The 16985-nt window shown below is 63.0% G+C and carries 17 protein-coding genes; 4 read left to right on the top strand and 13 right to left on the bottom strand.

Translation table 11 applies throughout. From position 1 onward, the window contains the following. Window positions 1-243: 243 nt before the first annotated feature. From QVE23_RS03090 to QVE23_RS03130, 9 genes are all read right to left on the bottom strand, one after another. Entirely contained in the window at window positions 244-1251 is a 1008-nt protein-coding gene (locus QVE23_RS03090) for an ABC transporter substrate-binding protein (protein WP_021748186.1), read from the bottom strand. Between the two features lie 404 nt (window positions 1252-1655). Next, window positions 1656-3269 (bottom strand): putative manganese-dependent inorganic diphosphatase, encoded by a 1614-nt coding sequence (locus QVE23_RS03095; RefSeq protein ID WP_021748184.1) that lies wholly within the window; start codon window positions 3267-3269, stop codon window positions 1656-1658. 179 nt (window positions 3270-3448) lie between these two features. Further along, window positions 3449-3742 carry a TipAS antibiotic-recognition domain-containing protein gene (locus QVE23_RS03100; protein WP_021748182.1) on the bottom strand — a complete coding sequence of 98 codons (294 nt, stop codon included), beginning with the start codon at window positions 3740-3742 and terminating at the stop codon, window positions 3449-3451. Window positions 3743-3777: 35 nt separating this feature from the next. Next, entirely contained in the window at window positions 3778-4851 is a 1074-nt protein-coding gene (locus QVE23_RS03105) for a M24 family metallopeptidase (protein WP_287967559.1), read from the bottom strand. Next, on the bottom strand, window positions 4848-6464 hold the full coding sequence (gene pyrG / locus QVE23_RS03110; protein WP_287967560.1) for a CTP synthase: 1617 nt from the start codon (window positions 6462-6464) through the stop codon (window positions 4848-4850). Before pyrG ends, QVE23_RS03105 begins: the two co-directional genes overlap by 4 nt. A gap of 502 nt (window positions 6465-6966) precedes the next feature. Then, window positions 6967-7194 (bottom strand): zinc ribbon domain-containing protein, encoded by a 228-nt coding sequence (locus QVE23_RS03115; protein WP_119311614.1) that lies wholly within the window; start codon window positions 7192-7194, stop codon window positions 6967-6969. A gap of 109 nt (window positions 7195-7303) precedes the next feature. Then, a complete protein-coding gene (locus QVE23_RS03120) occupies window positions 7304-7915 on the bottom strand; it encodes an ABC-2 transporter permease (RefSeq protein WP_287967561.1) in 612 nt (203 codons plus the stop codon). Then, window positions 7912-8766 carry an ABC transporter ATP-binding protein gene (locus QVE23_RS03125; RefSeq protein WP_119311612.1) on the bottom strand — a complete coding sequence of 285 codons (855 nt, stop codon included), beginning with the start codon at window positions 8764-8766 and terminating at the stop codon, window positions 7912-7914. The genes QVE23_RS03120 and QVE23_RS03125 overlap by 4 nt, the downstream gene beginning before the upstream one ends. Further along, window positions 8763-9149 (bottom strand): GntR family transcriptional regulator, encoded by a 387-nt coding sequence (locus tag QVE23_RS03130; protein ID WP_021748176.1) that lies wholly within the window; start codon window positions 9147-9149, stop codon window positions 8763-8765. The genes QVE23_RS03125 and QVE23_RS03130 overlap by 4 nt, the downstream gene beginning before the upstream one ends. 182 nt (window positions 9150-9331) lie before the next feature. Here QVE23_RS03130 and QVE23_RS03135 point away from each other — a divergent pair, with 182 nt between their 5' ends. The 4 genes from QVE23_RS03135 to QVE23_RS03150 are packed head-to-tail and all read left to right on the top strand — an operon-like array spanning window position 9332 to window position 13524. Beyond that, window positions 9332-10309, top strand: coding sequence for a hypothetical protein (locus QVE23_RS03135; RefSeq protein WP_287966883.1), 978 nt, complete (start codon window positions 9332-9334; stop codon window positions 10307-10309). An 18-nt stretch (window positions 10310-10327) separates the two neighbouring features. Further along, entirely contained in the window at window positions 10328-11698 is a 1371-nt protein-coding gene (locus QVE23_RS03140; RefSeq protein ID WP_021748173.1) for a vWA domain-containing protein, read from the top strand. Between the two features lie 12 nt (window positions 11699-11710). Next, window positions 11711-13234, top strand: a complete 1524-nt coding sequence (locus QVE23_RS03145) for an ATP-binding protein (protein WP_287967562.1) — start codon at window positions 11711-11713, stop codon at window positions 13232-13234. Then, window positions 13231-13524, top strand: coding sequence for a NifU family protein (locus QVE23_RS03150; RefSeq protein WP_021748171.1), 294 nt, complete (start codon window positions 13231-13233; stop codon window positions 13522-13524). The genes QVE23_RS03145 and QVE23_RS03150 overlap by 4 nt, the downstream gene beginning before the upstream one ends. Before the next feature lie 64 nt (window positions 13525-13588). Here the strand turns inward: QVE23_RS03150 and QVE23_RS03155 are convergent, their stop codons facing one another. The 4 genes from QVE23_RS03155 to spoIIID all read right to left on the bottom strand — a co-directional run bounded on the left by QVE23_RS03155 (window position 13589) and on the right by spoIIID (window position 16808). Then, complete coding sequence (locus QVE23_RS03155) at window positions 13589-15025, bottom strand: S-layer homology domain-containing protein (protein ID WP_287967564.1); 1437 nt, start codon at window positions 15023-15025, stop codon at window positions 13589-13591. A 79-nt stretch (window positions 15026-15104) separates the two neighbouring features. After that, window positions 15105-16097: an LCP family protein gene (locus tag QVE23_RS03160; protein WP_025544977.1), complete on the bottom strand. Its 993-nt coding sequence runs from the start codon at window positions 16095-16097 to the stop codon at window positions 15105-15107. A 155-nt stretch (window positions 16098-16252) separates the two neighbouring features. Further along, window positions 16253-16513 carry a hypothetical protein gene (locus QVE23_RS03165; RefSeq protein ID WP_021748168.1) on the bottom strand — a complete coding sequence of 87 codons (261 nt, stop codon included), beginning with the start codon at window positions 16511-16513 and terminating at the stop codon, window positions 16253-16255. 46 nt (window positions 16514-16559) lie between these two features. Further along, window positions 16560-16808: a sporulation transcriptional regulator SpoIIID gene (gene spoIIID, locus QVE23_RS03170; RefSeq protein ID WP_025545171.1), complete on the bottom strand. Its 249-nt coding sequence runs from the start codon at window positions 16806-16808 to the stop codon at window positions 16560-16562. Window positions 16809-16985: the final 177 nt, after the last annotated feature.

Here is a 16985-nt window from a genome sequence, read left to right on the forward strand (position 1 = left end):
CTAGCAAAGTTCAGCGGAAAGGGGAAGCCCCTTTTCCGCTGAAAGTGTGTTGATAAGATTTGGATGACGGGACGGAAGGGTGGACGGACGCCCTGCGGAGCATACCGCAGACGCCGCCCATAGGACGGAGACCGGGCGGCGGAGAGCCCCGGAGAGGGCTCCCCGCCGGTGAAGGCGGAAGTTTTGCAGACAAGAATTTGAAAACATCCGCCGGCTCTTTATCGGTTCTCCGTCCATTCGTCCTTATTCGGCGATGGCCTCATAGCCGTCGGGCGGGGTCAGGCCCAGAGCCTCGCACATGGTGGGGTTGTACTTGGGGGTGAACTGGGGGGCGTACTCGATGGGCATGGTGGCGGGATCGGCGCCGTTCACCAGGATATCATAGGCCATCTCACCGGTTTTGTAGCCGATGTCATAGTAGCTGATGGTCAGCGTGGCCACGCCGCAGCCCTTGCAGATGCCCTCCTCACCGGCGATGATGGGAGTGCCGGTGTCCAGGGAGATGTTGCCGATCAGTTCGGCGTTGTTGGCAGCGGTGTTGTCGGTGGGAACGTACAGGACATCGCTGGCCGTGCAGGCTGAGGAGGCCACAGCGGACAGGTCGTTGGAGTCGGAGAAGGAGTATTGGGTGCAGGTATAGCCCAGATCCTCCAGGTAGCCTTGGACGGTGTCCACCTGATACTGGCTGTTGGGCTCGGCGGAGCAGTACAGCAGGCCCACAGTCTGGGCGTCGGGGAACCAGGTGTGCAGCATCTCAGCCTGCTGGTCCAGGGGCGCCAGATCGGAGGTGCCGGAGACGTTGTAGCCAGTGGTGCCGGTAAAGCCGTCAATGCCCAGAGCCACGCCGTACTCGGTGATGGAGGTGCCCAGAATGGGAATGGTGCTGGTGCCGGTGGCAGCGGCCTGGAGAGCGGTGGTGCCGTTGGCCATGATCAGGTCCACGCCCTGGGAGACAAAGTTGTTGGCAATGGTGGTGCAGTTGGCGGTATCGCCGGAGGCGTTCTGGGGGTCGATGGTGACACTGTCGCCCAGCAGTTCCGTCAGGGCGTCCTGGAAGCCCTGGGTGGCGGCGTCCAGGGCCTCGTGCTGGACCTGCTGGATAATACCCACGGTGTAGGTCTGGCTGCCGGAGGCGGACTCGTCGCCGCTGGTATCGGCATCGGTATCTGTGGACTGGGTGTCGCCGCCGCAGGCAGCCAGGCTCAGAGCCATGACGGCGGTCAGCGCAAGGGCAAGAAACTTCTTTTTCATCGCAGAGATCTCCTTTTCAAGATTGATCGCGGGGAAATTACAAAAAGCGGCTCTGTCCGAAGAGCAGAGCCGCCTTCCATACGGGGTGAGATCCACCGGCCGCCGGACCTTCACTGGCTGCTCTGCCTATGACAATATCGGCCCGCATAGCGGACCTGGCAGCCATAAAATCGAGAGAACCCCGCCACAGTGCGGAACGCTGCTGCAAACAAAACCATGGAAGAGCTCCCTTCTGCCGACCGGCCTTTGTACTTTTACACCATACTGCTTTAAACAGGCAAAGTCAATGGTGAATTTATACAAAATCTCTGGAAAATGTTTCAGAGGCAGGAGATTTCCCAAAAAACAGAGCCGCCCGGCAGCTTCCTCAGCAGAAAGCGCCGGGCGGCGGGGCCACGCGCTCCTCAGCCCCACAGGGCGGAGAGCATGGGAATGACCTGCTTTTTCCGGGACATGACCTTGGGCAGGAACACCACGTCCTCCGCATCCTCCACATTGAAGGCCTGGCGGATGCTGTCCCTGTCGCCCACGAACAGCAGCTGGGTGCCCTCCAGCAGTACATCGGTAATCATCAGGATTACCATGTCGAAGCCCTGCTTCTTCTGCAGGGAGCTCATGAGCTGCAAAAACTCTCCCTTGCGCTGGAGCAGCTGGTCGGAGTCCATGCAGGTGACCTGGCTCACCGCCAGGTTGTGGCCTGCGATGTGGAACTCCTTGTAGTCTGTGCGGAAGATCTCCTCTGCAGACTTCGCACCGCCGCCGGAGGCGGAGAAGATCACCTGTCCCAGCGCCTGGAGGGAGATGTTGGCGATCCGGGCCATGCGGTTGGCCACGTCGATGTCCCGCTGGGTGCAGGTGGGAGACTTGAACATGACCGTATCGGAGACGATGGCCGCGGCCATCAATCCCGCCATCTTGGCGGTGGGCATCAGGCCCTTGTCCTGATACATCCCCGCCACGATGGTGGTGGTGCTGCCCACGGGCTCGTTCCGGACAGTGATGGGATTCTTGGTCTGGATGTCCGCCAGCCGGTGGTGGTCGATGATCTCCAGAATCTCCGCCTGGTCCAGGCCCGGTACGGACTGGGCCTTCTCGTTGTGGTCCATCAGGATCACCTGCTTGCGGCGGGGCCGCAGCAGATGGTAGCGGGACAGGGTGCCCACCACCCGCTCCTCCTCATCCAAAATGGGATAGGCCCGGAAGCGGCTTTCCAGCACGGTGTTCTGCACGTCGTCGATATAGTCGTCCAGGTGGAAGCACACCAGATCCTTGTTCTTGCAGATGCTGCTGATGGGCATGGCATGGTAGATGAGCCGCACTGCCCGGTAGGCGTCATAGGCGGTGGAGATGATGCAGGTGTCCGTCTGCATGGCCAGCAGCTCCGGGTCCACCTCCGCCTGACAGACGATGATGCAGCTGACGCCGATCTCCAGCGCACGGCGGATCATGTCCGGCTGGTCGCCGCAGACCACGATGCTGCCCGGGTCGGAGAACACCAGGTTCTCCCGGCTGGCGGGCAGGGCGATAGTGACCTCACCGGAGATCACGTCCCGCATCTCGCCGCCCTGGTTGAGAATTTTGCCCTCCAGCACGGACAGCAGGTTGTACACCGGGATCTCGCCCACCTTAGGGTTGCGGACGGAGGACATGTCATAGTTGGCCACATCCCCGGCGGAGAGCATTCCGAACAGGGTCCCGTCCTCATTGGCCACGGGGATGGCGGAGATCTTGTCCTTCTGCATGGTCCGCCAGGCCCGGCTGATGGTGGCAGCGGCGGACAGGGTGGCGGGCGTGTCGTAATCCAGGTCCCGGACCTGGGTACGCACGTTGTTCAGCAGCTTGGGGGGCTGGAAGCCGAAGCGATCCAGCACGGTCTGGGTCTCGTCACTGATCTGGCCCAGGCGGGCGGCCTCGTACTGCCGCTGGCCAAGGGCGTTCTTCAGCGCCGCGTAGGCCATGGCGGAGACGATGGAGTCCGTGTCCGGGTTCCGGTGTCCGGTGATATAGATGGTGTCCATGAATACTCCCTCTCAAGTGGATGCGGGGCATCCAATTTTTGGCGTGTTGATAGCTTTATTATGCGTCTCCGGTGCAGGTTTGTCAACAGCCCGCAGGCCGGAAAACCGGGGGCCGGAAGGGCAAAAACTGCCTCCGCCAGCGGGGGCGGAGGCGGTTTTGCGCCGGTGCGCGACGGCGTTCACAGGGTTTCCAAATAGGCCTCGATGGCCTCGCCCATGAAGTGGGCCGTGCCGGGGCCGTAGCTGTCCAGAACCTCTGCAAAGCGGTTGTCCCAGCTGTACAGGTCCGCCAGGCGGCGGAGCTTCTCCTCGTCGCAGCTGCGGCTGAACTTCACCAGATGGGCCTGCCAGCGGAGCACCAGCTCCCGGGCCTCCGGACTGGCGGGGTCGCCCTTGGCCGCCTCAGCGGCAAAGGCCATGAGAATGGGGTCGGCGTCCTCCTGCTCGGCGGACGCGCCGATATAGCTTGCCATGGGATTTTTCCTCCTTGCGTGGGATTGAATCGGGGTCAGAGAATGACCAGCTCCTTGGGGGCCAGAGTGAGGTTTTGACAGCCCTCTGGTGTGAGGTACAGCACGTCCTCAATCCGCACACCCAGCTTCCCGGGCAGGTAGATGCCCGGCTCGGCAGAGATCACCGCCCCGGCGGGCAGGGGCTTGTCGTTGGAGGGAGTGGCGTTGGGCCCCTCGTGGATCTCCACTCCCACGCCGTGGCCGAAGCTGTGGCCGAAACAGGGACCGTAGCCCGCCTGCCGGATGATGTCCCGGGCGGCGCCGTCCACGGCCTTTCCAGTGGCCCCGGCCCGGGCGGCTGCGATACCCGCCAGTTGGGCCTGCAGCACCGTGTCGTAGACCTGGCGCATCTCATCCGTCACGGATCCCACCGCCACGGTACGGGTCATGTCGGAGCAGTAGCCGTGATAGATGCAGCCGAAGTCCATGGTGACGAACTCCCCGGCCTGGATGACCTTTTCCGAGGGTACCCCGTGGGGCAGGCTTCCGTTGGGGCCGGACACCACGATGGGATCGAAGGACTTGTCCTCCGCCCCGTAGTGGAGCATGAGATACTGGAGCCGGGCGGCGATCTCCTTCTCCGTGACGCCGGGCCGGATCTCGTTCAGGATATCCGTCAGGGCCTTCTCCGCAATCCGCTGGGCGGCAATCATGATCTCCAGCTCCTCCGGGTCCTTTACCGCCCGCAGTTCTGCCAGCAGGTCCGCCGCGGGCACCAGCTCACAGGGCAGAGCCCGGGCATAGGCGTCGTGCTCCCGGACGGTCATATAGGCGTCCTCAAACCCCAGGCGCTGGATGCTGTGGCGCTGGACGGCCTCCATCAGCAGGGCGGAATAGCCCCGGCCGTGGCCTGCCTCCTGGACCTCCGCATCCTGCACATGCCGCCGGGCGGCCTCTGTGTACCGGGAGTCGGTGAAGTAATAGAACTTCTCCCGGGTGACCAGGGCCATGCCGTCGGTTCCGGCGGAGTGGAAGCCGGAGGCGTAAAAACGGTTGGCCTCATGGGTCAGCAGCATACCGTCCAGGTCACGGGATTCCAGCTGGGCGGCGATTTTAGCAAAATGATTCATCGTGTTACCTCCTGGGCCTCTATTTTCTCCACAGAGGCCTTTACAAATCCGTAGAACAGCGGATGCGGCCGGTCGGGACGGCTCTTGAACTCCGGGTGAAACTGGGCACCCACGAACCAGGGGTGGTCCGACAGCTCGATGATTTCTACCAGGCGGCCGTCTGGGGACAGGCCCGCCAGCCGCATACCGCCCACCTGCATCTCCGCCCGGAAATCGTTGTTGAACTCGTAGCGGTGGCGGTGGCGCTCGGAGATCTCTGCCGCGCCATACAGCTCCCGGCTGCGGGAGCCCTCCGCCAGCACGCAGGGGTAGCGGCCCAGCCGCATGGTGCCGCCCTTGGCGGTGACATTCACCTGGTCCGGCATCAGGTCGATGACCGGGTGGGCGGTGGAGGAAAATTCGGAGGAGCTGGCGTCTGCCCAGCCCAGCACGTGGCGGGCGAACTCGATCACCGCCATCTGCATCCCCAGGCAGATGCCGAAGTAGGGAATGCAGTGTTCCCGGGCGTACCGCACGGCCGCGATCATGCCCTCGATGCCCCGGTCGCCGAAGCCGCCGGGCACCAGGATGCCGCTGCAGCCCGCCAGCCGCTCCGCCGCACTGGCCTCCGTCAGGGTCTCAGAGTCCACCCACCGGATGTCTACTACCGCGTCGTTGGCGGTGCCCGCATGGTTCAGGGACTCCACCACGGAGAGGTAGGCGTCGTGGAGCTGGGTGTACTTGCCCACCAGGGCGATGGACACCCGCTTGCGGGCGTTCTTCTCCCGCTTCACCATGGCGCTCCACTCCCGCAGATCCGGCTGGTGAGTGATGAGGCCCAGCTTCCGGCACACCACCTCGTCCAGACCCTCCTTGGCCATCAGCAGGGGCACCTCATACAGCGTCTCCGCCGTGGCGTTCTGGATGACGCAGTCCGGCTGGACATTGCAGAACAGGGCAATCTTCCGGCGGATGTCCTCTGTGATGGGCACGTCGCACCGGCATACCAGAATATCCGGCTGGATGCCCAGGGACAAAAGCTCCTTCACGGAGTGCTGGGTGGGCTTGCTCTTCAGCTCGCCGCTGCCGGGGATCTGGACGATGAGGGGCACGTGGATGAACACCACATCCCCCTGGGGCCGCTCCGCCGCCACCTGCCGGATAGCCTCCAGGAAGGGCTGGGACTCAATGTCGCCCACGGTGCCGCCGATCTCCGTGATGACCACGTCCACGTCCTCTTCCGCCATGGCGTAGATGCGGCGCTTGATCTCGTCGGTGATGTGGGGGATGATCTGCACCGTGGCGCCCAGGTAGTCGCCCCGGCGCTCCCGGTTCAGCACGGACCAGTAGATCTTGCCGGAGGACACGGAGCTGTTGCCGGTGAGGTCCTCGTCCACGAACCGCTCGTAGTGGCCCAGGTCCAGGTCCGTCTCGGCTCCGTCCTCGGTGACGAACACCTCGCCGTGCTGATAGGGACTCATAGTCCCCGGGTCCACATTGATATAGGGGTCGAACTTCTGGTTCCGCACCCGGACGCCCCGCTGCTTCAGAAGCCGCCCCAGGGAGGCCGCGCAGATCCCCTTGCCCAAGCCGGAGACCACGCCGCCGGTAACGAATACGAATTTCGTTGACATGCCGCTCACCTTGCCTTTCCACGCAAACAGTTTTAGCAGGAAACCGAATTGTACGCCCCGGGCCGACAAACAAAAAACAAACTTCATGCGCGGTACAGTGCACCACGAATACAGGCAAATGCCGCTGCGCATGAAGTTTTTGCGCATCATTTCCGGTTGCCCCAAAGGGGCGGGGAAATGGCGCATTTTCGTTTTTTGTTATGCAAAAGCATAACAAAAAACACCGCCGGACCGATTTTGCGGCTGAAAGTCCCAGTCTCTTTCGGGACGTTCGGCCGCGGTCCGCGGTGTGTCTGTTCGGTTGTCGCGTTGCGGCATCCGCCGCAAACCGCTGCCCAAAGCGTTTCCAAAAAATACTGTTTCAGTGTAGCACCGGCTTGGGAAAATGTCAACGGCCGTCAGATGGCAAAACCGGCAGAATCCGCAGGGCGATTCCAACCGGTTTTCTGTGGATTTCGGCAAAGGCCGGGCGCGGAAACTTCGCGCCCGGCCTTTGGAAGAGTCATGGAGCCCCGTAGGTCTGGTGGATCTGGACCAGCTCCATGGGGGAGTCCACCCAATTCTCCACATACCCGCAGCCGCAGCAGACGTAGCGGATCACCGGGACCTTGCCCAGCAGGGTGTACCGGGTGGTGTAAATGTTGCTGCCGCTGGCGTAGCGGCTGGGGTGGTCGGGGATTCGGACGATGTCTCTGCTGCCGCACTTGGGACAGGTGTGCGAATTCTTCATTTCGGCTCCTTTCGATTCAGGAGGGCCGCCCCGCACAGGGCCAGCAACGCGGCCAGGTCCGCCGGGGCCGGCGCCGGGCGGAGCGTTTTCGGTGTATCCTCCATACCGCTCACCGGCTCCGGCGGCCGTAAAACCGGATGGCGAGAGGGATGGACATCACGGTCAGCACCACGGCGGCGATGGCGGCGGGAACCAGGGAGAGGGACAGATAGAAGCCGCCGTCCAGGGAGGACTGCTCAATGGTGGCGATGCCTCCGGCGCTGGCGCACACCAGAAAGATGATGAGGAACATCGCCAGCCGCCCCTTTTCTACGCCGAACCGGAACATCATGGGCAGGGTGATGTCCAGGATGCACACGGCCACGCACACGGACAGCAGGATGACGGGGATGGAGGGACCCTCCACATCGCTGAGCCAGATGACCGACAGGATGGTCTGAAGGACAAAGGTGGCCGCAGCCGAGGCGGCCACGGCGATCCAGCCGAAGAGATACTTGCTCAGCACCACGTCCCGGGCGGAATACGGCATCATGGCAGCCATCTGGTCCCAGCGGCTCCGCTCGTCATAGGCCAGGGCGGTGTAGGGCAGCATAGAGGCATACACCACGGCAAAGGTGCTGTAAAACGTGCCGGGGATGCAGGAGAACACCAGAATTAACAGCAGGAAGATCTTCATCTGCCGGAAGATCACGTAGTAGTCTTTCAAAAGCAGGGCACTCATTGCTCCTTCGCTCCTTTCACCAAAAACAGGACGATATCCTCCACCGTGGGCCGCTCCAGCGCCCAGCCCGCAGGCACCAGCGCCCGCTTCACCAAGCACCGGACGCCGCCGAAGCTGCTGTTCTCCCGGGCTACCACGGCCCCGTCCTGAAGGCTGTTCACTTGATCTGCCGTGCCCACGAAGATGCCATACTCCTCCAGCAGCCGATCCTTCTCGTCGCAGAACAGCAGCCGCCCCTGGTGGAGGAAGGCGATATAGTCGCACAGCTTTTCCAGGTCGCTCAAAATGTGGGAGGAGATCAGGATGGAGTGGTCCTCCTCCCGGGTGAACTCGTTGAAGATCTCCAGCACCTCGTCCCGGACGATGGGGTCCAGGCCGGCAGTGGCCTCGTCCAGCACCAGCAGCCTGGGGCTGTGGCTCAGGGCCACGGCGATGGCCAGCTTCATCTTCATGCCACGGGAGAAGTCCTTGAAGGGCTTTTTCTCCGGCAGGCCGAAGCGGGTGAGGTAATTCTGGTACTGCTTTCCGTCCCAACGGCGGTAGGTCTTGGCCATGACGCCTCCCACCTGAAGGGCATTCAGGCTCTCTGGGAAATAGGCCTCGTCCAGCACCACGCCGATGTCCTCTTTCAGGGAGAGAAACTCCGGCGAGGCGGAATCCGCCCCCAGGACGGTGCAGGTGCCGCTGTCCGGCCGCAGGGCCCCCATCAGCAGGCGGATGGTGGTGGACTTGCCGGCGCCATTCTCTCCCACCAGGCCGCAGATGGTGCCGCTGGGCACGGTGAGGGACAGGTCCTGTAAGGTAAAGCCGGGAAAGTGTTTCGTCACATGGCTCAATTCAATGGCGTTCATACGTGAGGTTCCTCCTCTTTCAGCAGGATGCGGAGCATTTCCATCAGCTCCGGTGCCGAGACGCCGCACTGGGCGGCCAGCTCCACGGCGGCGTCCAGGTGGTCCTCCAGCTCCTTCAGCTTCTGCTCCCGGATCAGGTCCAGATTCTTTTCCGCCACAAAGCAGCCCTTGCCGGCCACGGTGTAGAGGAAGCCGTCGGCCTCCAGCTCGTCGTAGGCCCGCTTGGTGGTGATGACGGAGATCCGCAGGTCCTTGGCCAGGGCCCGGATGGAGGGCAGCGCCTCTCCGGGGGAGAGCTTCCCGGCAATGATCTGGGCTTTGATCTGGGAGTAGATCTGATCGTAGATGGGTTGGTTGGTGGTATTGCGGATGATGAGTTCCATGGAAGTCACTCCTGTTCGTACTGTACATTTACAGTATATACAGTATGCACGGATTGTCAAGAGGGAAATGCTGGATCCCGCAAAAATTTTTGTGGTCCTTGGGGCTAGGCTCTCAACAGAAAATGTGATACACTACTAAAGCTGAGACTGACGGCTTGTCCGGAGAAAAGGAGGTGAGCGCCGTGGAGACCATCCCCGGCAGCGGAAACTGGAAGCTAACCATCCGCCGGGAGGCGGCGGGGATCACCATCCTGCGGGCGGCCACCTGCGACGCCCGGGCCCGCCTGCCGGAGACGTTATACGGCCTGCCGGTGACGGCCCTGGGGGACCACGCCCTCTCGCCCACCGCCGCTTCCGCGGAGGGGGAGGACCTGCTGGTGACCTGCGGCACCGGGACGGACCCGGGGACCTGGAGCAACCGGGACCTGGAGGACCTGACCCTGCCCCGGTCCCTGGAGCGGGTGGGGGATTACGCCCTGATGAACTGCGGCGGCCTGCGGACCCTGCGGCTTCACGACGGCATCGGTCAGTGGGGCGGCGGGGTGCTGATGAACTGCCGACGGCTGGCAGCCTTCCATCTGACCCGGGTGGGGGAGCAGGGGGACACCCTGGCCTGGTTTGCCGACGAACTGCCCTGGGAGCTGGACGTCACCGTGGAGGAGACGGACGGCACCGTGTTCCGTTTGCTCTTTCCGGAGTACCGGGAGGTCTATGAGGAGAACTGCCCGGCCCATCACTTTGATTACAACATCTTCGGCGCCGGATATCCCTATCACCACTCCTTCCGCCGGAAGCGGCTGGACCTGCGGACGTATGACGAGCTGTGGAGCGGTTTTCTGGGCATGGAGCACGATGAGGACTGCGCGGTGCGGCTGGCCTTCTGGCGGCTGCGCTACCCGGTGGAGCTGACGCCCCGGGCGGAGGGGCAGTACCTGTCCTACCTCCGGGCCCACGCCGGAGAGGCGGCAGTCTGGCTGGTGGGAGAGCGGGACATGCCGGGGCTGGCGTTTCTGCTGAGGACGGCGGAGCCGGACCGGGAGGCCCTGTCCGCCGCCTGCGCCCTGGCGAGGGAGAGCGGGGGCTCCGAGGCCCTGGCCCTGCTGCTGGAACAGCAGCGGGATGTGGCCCCCCGGGGGCTGGACAAGACTTTTGACTTATAGCAGGGAAGGAGGCGCACCATGGCGGCCAAGGACCTGACGGCCATCGGACTGGAGATTTTGCAGACGGCCCGGAACGAACTGTATCTGAATCTGCCCTATCTGGATGTGGCGTTGTGCAGCCTGGACTTCCAGCCCGGCGGCGGTGTGACGCTGTCCCTGGCCACCGACGGGGAGACGCTGTACTACGACGGCAGCTTCCTCTCGGAGCGGTATCTCCGGTCCCGGACGGCGGTGGACCGGGCCTATCTCCACGTGCTGCTCCACTGTATGCTGCGGCACCTGTGGAAGAAGCGGGGCAGAGCGCCGGAGCTTTGGGACCTGGCCTGCGACGTCGCGGTGGAGAGCATCCTGGACGAGCTGGACTACCCCTGTCTGGCCGGGGGCTTCGTCCCCGCCAAGCAGAAGTTCTACGGCGAGTGCCGGGCAGAGATGCCGGTGCTGACGGCAGAGGGTATCTACCGCCATCTCCTGCGGCTGGACCTGCCGGAGTACGAGCTGGCCCGGCTCCAGCGGACCTTTCTGGTGGACGATCATGGCCTGTGGGATCCGGACCAGCAGGACCAGGAGCAGCAGAAGCAGCGGGAGCAGAAGTGGCAGGGCGTCTCCGAAAAGACCCAGACAGGACTGGAGACGGTGCTGGCCGGCAAGGCCACCGGCGGCGAGGCGGTGCTGGAGCAGATCCAGGTGGCCAACCGGGACGACGTGGACTACCGGACCTTCCTCCGGAGGTTCGCCGTACCCCGGGAGGTGATGGCGGTAGACGGAGATGCCTTCGACTACATCTTCTACACTTATGGCCTCCAGCTCTACGGCAACATGCCGCTGGTGGAGCCGCCGGAGACGAAGGAGGAGAAGCGGATCGAGGACTTCGTCATCGCCGTGGACACCTCTATGTCCACCTCCGGCGAGCTGGTGCGGCAGTTTCTGGCCTGCACTTACGCCATCCTCCGCAGCACGGAGACCTTCACTCGGAAGGTGAACATCCGCATTCTCCAGTGCGACGACCAGGTCCGGTCCGACACCCCCATCCGCGACCTGGAGGAATTGAAAGCCTATATGGAGAACTTCTCTCTGATGGGCGGCAGCGCCACGGACTTCCGGCCGGTGTTTGAACACGTGGCGGAGCTCCAGGTAGAGGGGGCCTTCACCTCCCTTCGGGGGCTGGTATACTTCACCGACGGCATGGGCGTCTATCCCCGGAAGCGGCCGCCCTATGACACGGCCTTCGTGCTGCTGGAGGAGCCGCCCCTGTCCGTAAAGATGCCCCCCTGGGCCATCCGGCTGGTGGTGCCCACCCCGGCCCTGGAACAGGCCGCCCGGGAGGCAGCGGAGGAGGCCAAAGCCGCCGGGCTGGACCTGATCGATTTGGACGAACTTCCCCAACTGTAAGGAGCTAACGATATGAACATCAAACAGGCAAAGCAGGAGATCACCAATACCTTGAAGGCGTATCTGGCCAAGGACCAGCTGGGGAACTACCTGATCCCCACAGTGCGCCAGCGGCCGGTGCTGCTGATGGGCCCGCCGGGCGTGGGCAAGACCCAGATCATGGAGCAGATCGCCGCCGAGACCGGCGTGGGCCTGGTGGCCTACACCATCACCCACCACACCCGACAGAGCGCCATCGGCCTGCCCTTCATCGAAAAGCGGACTTATGGCGGGGAGGAGGTCTCCGTCACCGAGTACACCATGAGCGAGATCCTCTCCTCCGTTTACCGGCTGATGGAGCGGACCGGACTGCAGGAGGGCATCCTCTTCCTGGACGAGATCAACTGCGTCAGCGAGACCCTGGCCCCCATGATGCTCCAGTTCCTCCAGTGCAAGACTTTCGGCAACCAGGCCCTTCCCGAGGGGTGGCTGATCGTGGCGGCGGGCAACCCGCCGGAGTACAACAAGTCCGTCCGGGACTTCGACGTGGTGACCCTGGACCGGGTGAAGCGCATCGACGTGGAGGAGGACTACGGCGTGTGGAAGGAGTACGCCCGCCGGAAGAACCTCCACGGGGCCATCCTCTCCTACCTGGACATCAAGAAGGACAACTTCTACCGCATCGAGAACACGGCAGACGGCCTCCAGTTTGCCACCGCCCGGGGCTGGGAGGATCTCAGCGAACTGCTGTACGCTTATGAGACCCTGGGCATCCGGGCGGACCGGGAGGTGGTGGGGCAGTACATCCAGATGCCCCGCATTGCCAAGGACTTCGCCAATTACCTGGAGATGTTCTACAAGTATCAAAAGACCTACCACGTGGAGGGGATCCTCAGCGGCACCTGGGAGAACATCACCGTGCTGGAGCTGCGGGAGGCGCCCTTTGATGAGAAGCTCTCCGTCATGGGGCTGGTGCTGTCCCGGCTCAGCGAGGAAGCCCGGAACACCCGCTGCCAGGACGCCCTGACCGACGCCCTCCACACCTCCCTGACAGAGTTTCGGGAGAAGATCGCGGACGCGCCGCCGCTGACGGTGCTGGACCAGCTGCTGTGGAAGCGGCGTACTGCCATGAAGCAGGCCAAAGAGGCCGGCCAGTTGGACAAGGAGTCCCGGGACCTCAAGCAGCGGGAGATCAACGCCCTGGAGGACTACCGCCAGCGGCTGGACCGGGAGGCCGTGGCCCCGGAAGGGGCTATGGACGCCGTCCGGGGCTGGTTCGGTGAAGAGGTGGAGCGGCGGAAGGCCGTGGCCATGGAGACGAAGGACATGTTCGACAACGCCTTCCGTTTCCTAGAGACCACCTTCGGCGACAGCCAGGAGCTGGTGATCTTCGTCACGGAGATCACCGTCGGGTACAACACCTCCTGGTTCGTGGAGCAGTTTGGCTGTGACGCCTATTTCCGCCACAACCGGGAGCTGCTGTTTGACAGCACCCGCCACCGCATCCGGGAGGAGATTGCCGCCGCCAAGGCGGCAGAACAGGAGGAAAACACATGAGGGAAGAGTGGAAGCAGATCGAAGCCGTGCTGGACGAGAAGGTGCGCCCGTCTCTCCGGGCCCACGGGGGTGAGCTGGAGATCGACCACCTGGAGGACGGCGTGCTGTATATCAAGCTGCTGGGCCAGTGTGCCGGGTGCCCCTCCGCGGACCTGACCAACGAGACGCTGATCGAGCATGAGCTGACGGCTGCCCTGCCGGAGCTGGTGCAGAAGGTCGTGGTGGTCCAGACTGTCAGCGACGAGCTGTGGGAGCAGGCCAAGCGGCTGCTGCGGGACCATCATCTTTGAAAGTCGGCAGCCCCTGAAGAGAAAAAAGCGCCCCCGGCAAAAGCCGGGGGCGCTTTTCAACAGCTTACCAGCTGTGGTGCTGCCAGGACTCTTCGGCAGTCATGGCGAAGTAGTCGTAATTGGGGGCGGGGCCGCTGTCGCCCCAGGTGGTGTCGATGTGGTAGTCTGTGCCGTCCAAGGTGGCCACGGTCCAGATGTGGGAGTTGTTGGAGAGGGCTGTGCAGTCGATGCCCTCCAGCTTCAGCAGCAGGTTGTAGGCGCCGGTGTACCCGTCGCACACGGCGGTGCCGTTTTCAAACAGGCTGTATGCAATATGGCTCAGGGAGCTGTCCCCGGCGGTGTAATCATAGACGCAGTTATCGCAGATCCAGGTGAAGTAGACCCGGGCCTTCTCATAGTCGGACATGGAGGTGGTGATCTCTCCGCTCTCCCACAGGGCATCATGGACGGCAATGGCCGCCTCCATGGCCGCGTCGCGGTAAGTCAGGATCTGATCTCCCGCGCTGGCGGCGGAGAAGGTGAGGGTGATGGACCCGTCCGCAGAATAGGTGCAGTTGACCGTGTTGTAGCATTGCTCACAATAGGTTTTCACAGCTGCCAGGGCCGCCTCCATCACCCGTCGGGCGGAGGTTACGGAGAGACTGGGGTACTGCAGGACCAGCGTGTTCTGGTTGGATGCCAGCATGTAGCGGACGCTTTCATCTATCTCCGCCGCAGTGGCGGGAGCGGCGATATACGTCCCCAAGGGCACCAGATCTCCCATGGCAGCGCCCTGGGCGCTCCAGGACTCCTTTCCCAGGTCCCAGTCCGGCGTTGCCCGCAGGCTTGGATCCACCATGCGGGTCAGCATGGCGGCGGCCGCGCCCCGGGTGATGGGCTGGTCCGGCAGGAAGGAGCCAGCGGCGTCGCTGCCTACGGACACGCCGGTGCGGTAGAGGGTCAGGATGTCCTGGTAATAGGGGGTGTACTCGGTCACGTCGGTGATGAACTGCCGGCTGGCGTAAGCCTGAGTTACCAGGTCCGCGTGAACGGGCGGCAGGGCCTCCTCCGGAAGCGTGTTCGCCAGCACATGGGCCACCTGGGCCCGGGTGGCGGGGGTGGAGAGGGACTTGTCCAGCTCCGTGCCGATGACACCCTCCGACTGGAGATAGCGCAGGTACCGGAGGGCCGCGGCCTCATTCTCGGCGGCATAGGCGCCTGGACCTGCCTCCGCGTCTCCGGTGCGGTACAGACTGCGGATGCGGCCGGCGAAAATCACCACCTGCCCAACGGTCAGCTGGTCTCGCAGGCCGAAAGTGCCGTCGGCCTTGCCTACGGAGAGACCATACGCATACAGCGCCGCCACATTGTCGTAGAACGTGGACTCCGGCGTCAGGTCGGAGAACTGGCCGGCGTAGGTTTTGCTGCGGACAAAATTGTCCGGGGTGTCCTGGGCGGCCCAGGCGGGGACAGTAAGAGCAAGCGCCAGTGCCAGCACCAGCGCGGGGACCCGTTTCTTCATGACGGCACCTCCTTATACAAAATGGAAGATCGAATTCAGGATTTCTGCCTGATGGAACAAAACGCGGACAGGGGCCTTTTCAGGAGGGGATGTCCAAATCCTCCATGGTCCGGTCCTCCACATAGGGATTCAGGTACTGGTTGACCAGCTCCAGAGTGGCGTCCGGGTCCAGATAGATGTAGGGGGAGCGCCACTCGTTGGGCAGAGTGGAGAAGGAGATCTTATCCACGCCCATGCTGATGGCCTCCTTCCCCAGCCAGGCCAGGTTCCCAAGAGACAGGTCCGTGTCCACATACTGCTGGAAGATCTTGGCGAACTCCCCCACCTTGTCCACGTTGGAGAGCGTCAGCGTCTGTTGAGCCACGGCTTTTAGGAAGTTCTGCTGGGTCTGCATCCGGCCGATGTCCTCGCTGCCGTAGCCGGAGCCGTCGTTGTTGTGGCGGAAGCGGACCACCTTCAGCGCCTCCGCACCGGAGAGATGCTGCATCCCGGCGGAGAAGTGGATGTGCAGGTCCTGGTAAGGATCGTCGTAATTCATGCTGATGGGGACTTCAAAGTCCACGCCGCCGATGGCATTCACCAGCGCGGCGAAGCCGTCCAGATCTACGGTTACCGTAAAATCCACTGGGATGCCCAGCTGCTGGGAGATGGTCTCGGCCAGCAGAGCGGTCCCGCCGGAGTTATAGGCGAAGTTGATCTTGTGGTTCTTTCCATTGATGACGGCCTTGGTGTCCCGTGGGATGCTGACACCATAGATGTAGTCGTTCTCCGCATCCACGGCCACCAGGATATTGGTGTCGCTGCCGCCATTGTGGTCATCCACGCCGGACACCAGAATGGTGTAGAAATAGGGCTTGCGCTCCAGATGGGCCGCCTGGGCCAGGGCCTCCGCGTCCTGGGCGGTGTCTTCGGCGGAGACCTCCTCCGCTTCGTCGGGCCGGGTGGTTTCGGCGGGGACCTCAGGGGGACGGAAGAGACAGAAGTAGCCGGCATACAGTGCGGCGGCCACAAAGACCACGAGAAGCAGCAGTCTGCTCCAGCTGCGCCGTCTCCGGCGGGTTCTCTTTGCCATATTCAAAACGCTCCTTACAGCCGCGGCGGTGCCGCGGGGGTTTCTTTGGAAAAACTGGGTGAGAAGATTTACATAATACTCGTTGCAACATTATAAAACGGGAAGCGGAAAAACACAAGAGGAAAATGGCGTGCCGGAGCGCGGCACGCCATTTTTCAGGAATTCTCCGCATCTTCCCGGGTCTCCTCCGGAACCAGCTGCTGCAAGAGCGTCTTGATGTCAGCCAGCAATTGGTTCTGATAGGAGAGGGCGCATCGTATGTAATGGAGTGCCGGATCCAGGTCCTGGATGGGCTCCACGCCCTCCACCGGGTGAGGCCAGCGGCGGACGGGAGGCTCCGGGGTGGCCGGCACTGCGGCGACCGGGGGCTCCGGTGTGGACCGGGCCACGCGGCGGCAGCGGGATTGCTTTGCCATATCGATTCCTCCGTTGCGAGCTTTCTAAGACTAGTCTATGCGCATTTTATTCCCCGCGGTACTTTTTCCGGGTGGCGATGCCGCCGCGGATGTGTCGCTGGGCCTTGTTCACCTCCAGGACTTCCTTCACCTGCTGGTACAGCACCCGATTGAACTGGGGCAGCCGTTCGGAGATGTCCTTGTGCACTGTGGATTTGCTGATGCCGAATTTCTGTGCGGCGGCGCGGACCGTGGTCCGGTTTTCGATGATGTACTGAGCCAGCCGTTCGGCCCGCTCCTCCATGTTACCCTTCAAAACACAACACTCCCCGCCTCTTGTTGCTCCATCCTATGCGGGGAGAAAAAGGGATATGCGCGGACTGGGGCGGAGGGAAGAGAACCTCTTCTGTCTTTAGACGAAAAAGGGCCCGTCCGGGTTTTCCGGACGGGCCCGAGGGGGATTATTTTTTCAGCTTCTGGATCTTCTCCAGCC

This window comes from Oscillibacter sp. KLE 1728 (genome assembly GCF_934833455.1).
In the GTDB taxonomy this organism is placed as follows: Bacteria; Bacillota; Clostridia; order Oscillospirales; family Oscillospiraceae; genus Oscillibacter; species Oscillibacter welbionis.

Excerpts from the sequence above, each read along its gene's own strand:
- QVE23_RS03120 (WP_287967561.1), bottom strand. The coding sequence starts at position 7,915 with ATGAGTGCCCTGCTTTTGAAAGACTACTACGTGATCTTCCGGCAGATG.
- QVE23_RS03160 (WP_025544977.1), bottom strand. The coding sequence starts at position 16,097 with ATGGCAAAGAGAACCCGCCGGAGACGGCGCAGCTGGAGCAGACTGCTG.
- QVE23_RS03165 (WP_021748168.1), bottom strand. The coding sequence starts at position 16,513 with ATGGCAAAGCAATCCCGCTGCCGCCGCGTGGCCCGGTCCACACCGGAG.
- QVE23_RS03115 (WP_119311614.1), bottom strand. The coding sequence starts at position 7,194 with ATGAAGAATTCGCACACCTGTCCCAAGTGCGGCAGCAGAGACATCGTC.
- QVE23_RS03100 (WP_021748182.1), bottom strand. The coding sequence starts at position 3,742 with ATGGCAAGCTATATCGGCGCGTCCGCCGAGCAGGAGGACGCCGACCCC.
- QVE23_RS03095 (WP_021748184.1), bottom strand. The coding sequence starts at position 3,269 with ATGGACACCATCTATATCACCGGACACCGGAACCCGGACACGGACTCC.
- QVE23_RS03125 (WP_119311612.1), bottom strand. The coding sequence starts at position 8,766 with ATGAACGCCATTGAATTGAGCCATGTGACGAAACACTTTCCCGGCTTT.
- QVE23_RS03130 (WP_021748176.1), bottom strand. The coding sequence starts at position 9,149 with ATGGAACTCATCATCCGCAATACCACCAACCAACCCATCTACGATCAG.
- QVE23_RS03105 (WP_287967559.1), bottom strand. The coding sequence starts at position 4,851 with ATGAATCATTTTGCTAAAATCGCCGCCCAGCTGGAATCCCGTGACCTG.
- QVE23_RS03140 (WP_021748173.1), top strand. The coding sequence starts at position 10,328 with ATGGCGGCCAAGGACCTGACGGCCATCGGACTGGAGATTTTGCAGACG.
- QVE23_RS03150 (WP_021748171.1), top strand. The coding sequence starts at position 13,231 with ATGAGGGAAGAGTGGAAGCAGATCGAAGCCGTGCTGGACGAGAAGGTG.
- pyrG (WP_287967560.1), bottom strand. The coding sequence starts at position 6,464 with ATGTCAACGAAATTCGTATTCGTTACCGGCGGCGTGGTCTCCGGCTTG.
- QVE23_RS03090 (WP_021748186.1), bottom strand. The coding sequence starts at position 1,251 with ATGAAAAAGAAGTTTCTTGCCCTTGCGCTGACCGCCGTCATGGCTCTG.
- QVE23_RS03155 (WP_287967564.1), bottom strand. The coding sequence starts at position 15,025 with ATGAAGAAACGGGTCCCCGCGCTGGTGCTGGCACTGGCGCTTGCTCTT.
- QVE23_RS03145 (WP_287967562.1), top strand. The coding sequence starts at position 11,711 with ATGAACATCAAACAGGCAAAGCAGGAGATCACCAATACCTTGAAGGCG.